The organism is Lysobacter sp. Root76, assembly GCF_001428685.1.
Taxonomy (GTDB): domain Bacteria; phylum Pseudomonadota; class Gammaproteobacteria; order Xanthomonadales; family Xanthomonadaceae; genus Lysobacter.
Genome location: NZ_LMIK01000005.1, coordinates 259,989 through 267,217 on the forward strand (window position 1 = coordinate 259,989; position 7,229 = coordinate 267,217).

A 7,229-nucleotide genomic window follows, 5' to 3' on the forward strand; every position below is an offset into this window, starting at 1 on the left:
AAGTCATTGATTTAATTGTGTCGTGTTATGTTGCGATGCGCCAAGCTAGGCATCGCCGGTGCAAAGCGCGACGCCCCGCGCTTAGCGCCTGCTGGCCGGTGCGTCTCACGGCCCATAGTCCCAAGCTATGGTTGAACAGCGCGGGCCCACGACCCGTAGGTCGGGTCGGACAAGGGGTCGCCAGCACTCGCCAAGTCAATTCGCCGAGGCCGCCGAACTGCATCGGTGCCGGTACTTCTGCCCGGCCGGCTGCGCCTGCAATTCTTCTCGCTACCGTTCCGCCCGCAGCCTCCGACGCAGGCGCCCAGAGCGAGAAAGACGTTATCCGGCTATCCGGGCTGCGCTCAGAAAGCACACTAGTTGACGCATTACGTCTAATAATCCCAATTCTCAGCTTGAAAATAAAACCGTTTCAGCGCGAAGATAAACCCCGCGATATTCACAAAAATGGAACTGAATAGGCCGGCGCGCATATACATGACGACGATCACCGTGTGCCCGTACCTATCTGGCTTGCGGTGACGCCATGGCATGTTTTATGCGTTCCTAACCGTCAGATCCGGCAAAAACGCCGGACCGTCAGAGCGCCTTAGTGCAGGAGCACCCGTCCATGCGTCTTTCTCAGACCCGTCTGTTCGCAGCTCTCTTCGTGGCCGGCATCGCGCCCGCCTATGCCGCCAACGACTCCACCCAGTTCGACGTCACCATCACGATCACCAGCACCTGCGACATTCACACCGTCGCCGCCACCGACGTTAATTTCGGTTCGGTCGCCTCGTCCGCGACCAATATCGACCAGCAGGGCCAGCTGACCGTGAACTGCACGCCCGGCACCGGCTACACGATCGCGCTCGACAACGGCCAGAACGGTGCCGACGTCAACTCCAGAGCGATGAGCGACGGCACCAACCAAGTCCCCTACCAGCTCTATCGCGCCGCCGCCCGTGGCGCCGGCGACGTCTGGGGCAGCACCACCGGTGGCGGCGGCAACGTCCTTGCAGGCAGCGGCACGGGTGCGGCGCAGAACCTGCCGGTCTACGGCAGGACGCCGAGCGCCAACTTTCCCAGTGCTACTTACACTGACGTGGTGACCGCCACGGTGACCTACTGATCGGGGTTTGAGAGATGAGCGGTCGCCGGCTCCCGCATGCCGTCCGCGCCGCTCTCGCCATCGCGGCCGCATGGGGCGTGCTCGCGCTGGCGCCGGCCGTTGCGGCCGGGCTACAGGTCACCCCGACGTCGTTGACCCTGCCGGTCCGCAAGAGCGCCGACGGCCTGTGGCTCAGCAACACCGGCAGCACCTCGCTGCAGGCGCAGGTCCGGGTGTTCCGCTGGGTCCAGGAAAACGGCGAGGAGCGTTTCGAGCCGACGCGCGCGCTGGCGGTCAGTCCGCCGATGCTCGAGCTGGTTCCGGGCGCGCGGCAGTTGCTGCGCGTCATCCGGCTAGGCGCGCCGCCCGCGGCCGAGGAAAGCTATCGGCTGATCGTCGACGAGCTGCCGCCCGGCGATCAGGACCGCCCGGCCGGCCTGCAATTCGTGCTGCGCTATTCGGTCCCGGTGTTCCTCGCTCCGACCGGGGAGGCGATCATCGCCCCGGACCTGCGCGCGCAACTGGATTTCGACGGCGCACAAGCGCGCCTGAGCGTGTACAACCGCGGTGGCCAGCATGCGCAGCTGGCCGACCTGACATTCGTCGATGCGCAAGGAAGCCGCCATGCGATCGCGCCTGGTCTGCTCGGTTATGCCCTGGCCGGCCAACGCATGCGTTGGCCGCTGGCGGCATCGGCCGAGTTGCTGCGTGGTCCGGGCACGTTGAAGGCAAGGATCAATGGCGAATCGACCGAGCGGACACTGGCGCTGGACCCGCCGGCTCGCTGAAGCCATGTTCGCCGGCCTGCTCTTGGCATCGCCAACGGGCCATGCGGCGGAACTGCCGCCGTTGATCCTGGCCCGTGCCGACGGGATCGGCACCGCACCCGCTCCGCTGCAGCTCTACCTCGAAGTCAGCCTCAACCAGACCGCCTACGGCACGTCGCAACCGTTCGAGCTGCGCGACGGCCATTTGTTCGCTAGCGTCGCGACCCTGCGCCAGATCGGCTTCGTCCTGGAGGGTCGCGACGACGGCGAATCGCTGGCGCCCGACAGCCTGGCCGGCGTCAGCGTGCGCTACGACGCTTCGTTGCAACGCGTAGCGATCGACGCGCCGCTGTCGCTGCTGTCCCTGGCGACCACGCGCCTGAATGCGCCGGGCACCGATATTCCCAGCGCGACCGCATCGCCTGGCGTGCTGCTCAACTACGACTTCTACGCCAGCCGCGACGACCACAGCGACAGCATCAGCGCCTTCGCCGAACTGCGCGCTTTCGGTCTCGGCGCCGGCGTCTTCAGCCAGACCGCGGTGACGCGCAGCCATCGCAGCGAAGGCGAGCCGCGGCGGACCGAATCGGTGCGCCTGGACAGCAGCTGGCGCTGGTCCGCGCCGGCCTCGATGTTCAGCATCACCGTCGGCGACGTGATCAGCGGCCAGCTCGACTGGACCCGGCCCCTGCGCCTGGGCGGCGTGCGCATCGGCCGCGACTTCGGTCTGCAGCCGTACCGCATCACCACGCCGCTGCCGACCTTCCTCGGCGAAGTCGCGGTGCCGTCGGCGGTGGATCTGTACGTCAACGGCATCCGCCAATACAGCGGCGAACTGCCGCCCGGGCCGTTCCAGCTCGCGACCATCCCCGGCATCACCGGCGCCGGCAATGCGCAGTTGGTCGTCACCGACGCCTTCGGCCGCACCCGGCAACTGGATTTTCCGTTCTATGCCGCGCGACAGCTGCTCGCCAAGGGCTTGTCGGATTGGTCGCTGAGCCTGGGCATGGCGCGCGAAGACTACGCCTTGCGTTCGTTCTCCTACGGCAGCGAACTGCTCGGCAGCGCCGACCTGCGCTACGGCATCAGCGACGAGTTCACCTTCGAGGCGCATGCCGAAGGCGGCGACGGCGTGGTCAACGGCGGGCTCGGCGCGGTCTGGTTGCTCGGACGTGCCGGCGTGTTCAGCGCGTCGCTCGCGCACGGCCAGGACCGCAGCGACTCCGGCTGGCTGTATGCCGCCGCCTACAACTGGAGCAACGGCCGCTTCAACCTCGCCGCCGACACCCAGCGCACGCGCGGCGAATACCGCGACGTCGCTTCGCGCTACGGCCTCGGCCCGGCGCGGGTCAGCGAACGCGCGGTGGCGAGCTGGAGCGACACCCGCCTGGGCAGTCTGGGCCTGAGCTACGTGCGCCTGATCTATCGCAACGAAACGCCGGCGCGCTACGGCAGCGCGACCTGGACCCGCAACTTCAAGAGCGGCGCGGCGCTGAGCCTGTCGTACAACCAGAACCTGGATCGCTCCGAAGACAGCAACGTCTACCTCGGCTTCTCGATGAACCTGGACTACGGCCGCGAAGATCGCCGCCTGCAACTCAGCGCCTCGCTGCAACGCAACCGCGATCGCGACCAGGCGGTGCTCGACCTGAGCCGGCCGGTGCCCGGCGACGGCGGTTTCGGCTGGCGCCTGCAGGCGCGCGGCGGCGACGGCGAAGAAGGCGGCCTGGCCGAAGCCGGCTGGCTGACTTCGTACGGACGCTACAGCCTCGGCCTCGCCCGCCAAGGCGACAACGATTACGGCTATGCCAGCGCCAGCGGCTCGCTGGTCTGGATGGGCGGCCACGCCTTCGCTGCGCGCAACGTCAGCGATGCGTTCGCGGTGGTCTCGACCGGCCGGGCCGACGTGCCGGTGCTGCTCGAGAATCGCTTGATAGGCCGCACCGATCGCGACGGCATGCTGCTGGTGACGCCGCTCAACGCCTGGCAGCGCAATCGCATTGGCATCGATCCGATGGAACTGCCTGCCGATCTGCGGCTCGACCGGGTCGAAGTCCAGGCCACGCCGCGGGACCGCTCCGGCACCCTGGTGCGCTTCGGCATCGAGCAGGTCCGCGCCGCGGTGCTGGTGCTGCACGACATGCGCGGCCAGGCGCTGCCGGTCGGCAGTCGCGTGCATCTGGATTCCGGCGCGACCGCGGTCGTCGGCTACGACGGCGAAACCTACCTGGACACCTTGCAGGAGCTCAACACGGTGCGCGTCGACACCGCCGACGGCTCCTGCAGCGTGCGTTTCGCGTACCCGGCCGGTGGCGGCGTACCGCGCATCGGGCCGCTGATCTGCCAGACCGAGGTGATGCCATGAATCGTCTGCTCGCCGCCGCGCTGTGCATGACGCTGATGTTCTGGCTGCCCGCACGTCCCGCATCCGCGACGACCACCTGCACGGGCACCATGACCACGCTGAACTTTCCGGCGACGAGCGGCTCGATCAGCGACGCCACCGCGACGTTGAGCATTACCTGTTCGACCTTCGGCCTGTCCCTGCTCGCCAATGCCAAGGTCAACATGTGCGTGAGCATCTTCAGCGGCACCGACGGCGGCGGCACCCTCAACCCGCGCCGCCTCGTCAACACCTTCAACGATCCGATGAACATGCAGCTCTACACCGACGCCGCCCGCAGCGCGATCTGGGGCGCGCGCGGCAATGCCACGGTGCCCAATCCATTGCTGCTGCAATTCAGTTATGACGTGCCCGTGCTCGGCGGCAACCAGACCATCGACACCACTCTGTACGGCCGCATTCCGACCCAGACGGGGCTCAACGCCGGCACCTACGTCAACCGCTTCACCGCCGGGGCCGATACCCTGATCGAGTTCCGCTATGCCGAACAGTTGCTCGGCACCCCACCGATGCCGGCCTCGTGCATCTCCGGAGGAAGCGGCGGCACTTCGAGCCAATTCCCCTTCACCGTCAACGGCTCGGTGCCGGACAGCTGCACGCTCACGCCCAAGCCGGTGCCCAACCTGGCCTTCGGCAATGTGCCGGGGCCGATCACCTCCAACGTCGACCAGACCACGTCGATCGGCCTGGTCTGCAGCGGCCGCACCGCCTGGCAGATCGGCCTCGACAACGGCCTCTACGCCAGCGGCACGACCCGGCGCATGCGCAACGGCGCCGGCCAGTTCGTCGTCTACGAGTTGTATCGCAACAGCCCGCGCAGCCTGCGCTGGGGCAATACCCTCGGCACCGATACCTTGGCCGGCACCGGCACAGGGGCGGCAGAGTCGCTGCCCGTGTACGGCCGGGTCGGCGCACAAGCGCCGGCCATCGGCAGCTACAGCGACACCATCACGGTGACGGTGACTTACTGATCGCCGGCCCGGGCGACACGGATGTCCAGCGCAGTGGAGAAGAGGAGGCGCCAGGCCTCGCTCGTACCGGCGTGCGCCGGAAGATTGCGGGTTGCGGCAAGGCGCCGGGTTCGGCGCCAGCCTGAGGTCGCGTCAAGCGCATGAGATGCTGGGTTGAAGCATCCGAGGAATCGACTTCGATTACATACTGCGATGCGCACGCAAGGCGCGCCCGGTTCAGGGCGCGACGTTCAGCGCTTCACGCTTGCTGGCCCGGCGCGCCTCGCGCGGCTGGTCCCAGGCATTGTTGAACAGCGCCGGCTCCCACGAACCGTAGGTCGGGTTGGGCAGCATCCACCAGCGCTCGCCGAACCAGTCGTGGTACTGCTTGAGCAGATCGTCGCGGCCGGCCGGGGTATTGGCCACCACCTGGACGAAGTCGCCGAGCTGGTCGCCGAACTGCATCAGCACCCGGTACTTCTGCCCGGCCAGCTTGCGCCGGCAATTCTTCTCGCTGCCGTTCTGCTCGCAGCCCTCGACGAAGGTGCCCAGACCGAGGAACACGCTGTCGTCCTTCACCGGCATGCCAGCCGCGCGCAGATTGGCCAGGGTCGCGGCCTGCAGGTGTTCGGCGCGGTTGGACAGGTACAGGACGGTCACGCCCTTGGCGGTCGCGGCCTTGGCGAAATCGACCACGCCCGGCAGCGGCTTGGCCTTCTTCTCGGCGACCCAGGCGTCCCAGGTAACGTCGTCGTACTCCTTGCCGTCGCGCACCAGGCGCGCCTGGTAGGGCGAGTTGTCGAGCACGGTCTCGTCCACGTCCATGACCACCGCCGGCGGCAGGCCGGTGGCCGCGTTGCCGCGTTCATCGGTCACCAGCGCATCCCAGTTCTTCTGCTTGAGCGCGGTATCGAGCTTGTCGGCGGCGGCGCGGTAGACGGTCTCGGTCGCGGCACGGTACTCGGCCGAAGTCTGGACCCAGAGCACGGCATTGAGGTTGTCGTCGCCGCCGGGCGCGGCGCTCGCCGCCGGAGTCGCGGCGGGGGCAGCCGGTGCGGTGGCCGCAGGCGTTGCCGGCTCGGCCGGTTTGGCGGCAGGCGCTTCGCTGCGCTTGCAGGCGCCCAGCGCGAGCGCGCAGGCGAGGACGGACAGGGTAAGGGCGCGGGTGTGCATGCGCGATCCGGAGCTTGGGAAGGGCTGAAGTGTAGCCGAGGTGTGTGGCAGGGTTGGCGGGTGCCGCCCGAGTTCGCTTCTGCCTTCCGCAGGAGCGGCATTCCCCAGGGATTTCCTTCGGTCATAAGCCGCGATCGTCGGCCCCTCAGCCGGAGCTGCGCCGCTCTCGCTTTAGGGTAGGAGCGGCGTAAGCCGCGACCGCGACCTTCGTCTTCCGGCGGCGGTTCCGCTACGGCTCTGCCTTCTGCTTCATGTGGGAGCGGCGTGAGCCGCGATCGCGAACCCCAGCTACTTTGTCGGTTTCGTTCTTAAGCAACAGCTTCCGCCCGCTGCGCGAGCGGGTCACTTTCTCTTGCTACTCGCCTTTGGGTAGGAGCGGCGTGAGCCGCGACCGCGACCTTCGGCTACCGCGCTGGCTTCGATTCGGATTGGCTTCGCTTTCTGTGGGAGCGGCGTAAGCCGCGATNAGGAGCGGCGTGAGCCGCGACCGCGACCTTCGGCTACCGCGCTGGCTTCGATTCGGATTGGCTTCGCTTTCTGTGGGAGCGGCGTAAGCCGCGATTGCGAATTCCGGTTGTTGCATTGGTTTCGTTCTTAAGCAACAACTTCCGCCCGCTGCGCGCGCTGGTCACTTTCTCTTGCCACTCGCCTTGGGGTAGGAGCGGCGTGAGCCGCGACCGCGACCTCGGGCTACCACGCAGATTTCGATAGGGATCGGCTCCGCTTTCTGTGGGAGCAGCGTGAGCCGCGATCGCGAATTCCGTTTGCTGCGTTGGTTTCGTTCTTAAGCAACAGCTTCCGCCCGCTGCGCGTGCGGGTCACTTTCTCTTGCTAGCCCAAGAGAA

Annotated in this window: 5 protein-coding genes; 4 read left to right on the forward strand and 1 reads right to left on the reverse strand. The window is 67.4% G+C overall.

Going from position 1 to position 7,229, the window contains the following annotated elements; translation table 11 throughout:
- Positions 1–610: 610 nt before the first annotated feature.
- From ASE10_RS08530 to ASE10_RS08545, 4 genes are all read left to right on the forward strand, one after another.
- Positions 611–1,111 carry a spore coat U domain-containing protein gene (locus tag ASE10_RS08530; RefSeq protein WP_056304700.1) on the forward strand — a complete coding sequence of 167 codons (501 nt, stop codon included), beginning with the start codon at positions 611–613 and terminating at the stop codon, positions 1,109–1,111.
- 14 nt (positions 1,112–1,125) lie between these two features.
- The gene (locus tag ASE10_RS08535) at positions 1,126–1,878 is read left to right on the forward strand and encodes a molecular chaperone (protein ID WP_056304702.1); all 753 of its coding nucleotides are present in this window, start codon (positions 1,126–1,128) and stop codon (positions 1,876–1,878) included.
- Between the two features lie 61 nt (positions 1,879–1,939).
- Positions 1,940–4,222, forward strand: a complete 2,283-nt coding sequence (locus ASE10_RS08540; RefSeq protein ID WP_162255263.1) for a fimbria/pilus outer membrane usher protein — start codon at positions 1,940–1,942, stop codon at positions 4,220–4,222.
- Entirely contained in the window at positions 4,219–5,232 is a 1,014-nt protein-coding gene (locus ASE10_RS08545; protein ID WP_055907381.1) for a spore coat U domain-containing protein, read from the forward strand. The genes ASE10_RS08540 and ASE10_RS08545 overlap by 4 nt, the downstream gene beginning before the upstream one ends.
- Positions 5,233–5,448: 216 nt before the next feature.
- Here the strand turns inward: ASE10_RS08545 and ASE10_RS08550 are convergent, their stop codons facing one another.
- Entirely contained in the window at positions 5,449–6,384 is a 936-nt protein-coding gene (locus ASE10_RS08550) for a 5'-nucleotidase, lipoprotein e(P4) family (RefSeq protein WP_055907383.1), read from the reverse strand.
- Positions 6,385–7,229 lie beyond the last annotated feature (845 nt).

Coding starts and splice junctions, on each gene's coding strand:
- ASE10_RS08530 (WP_056304700.1), top strand. CDS start 611: ATGCGTCTTTCTCAGACCCGTCTGTTCGCAGCTCTCTTCGTGGCCGGC.
- ASE10_RS08535 (WP_056304702.1), top strand. CDS start 1,126: ATGAGCGGTCGCCGGCTCCCGCATGCCGTCCGCGCCGCTCTCGCCATC.
- ASE10_RS08545 (WP_055907381.1), top strand. CDS start 4,219: ATGAATCGTCTGCTCGCCGCCGCGCTGTGCATGACGCTGATGTTCTGG.
- ASE10_RS08550 (WP_055907383.1), bottom strand. CDS start 6,384: ATGCACACCCGCGCCCTTACCCTGTCCGTCCTCGCCTGCGCGCTCGCG.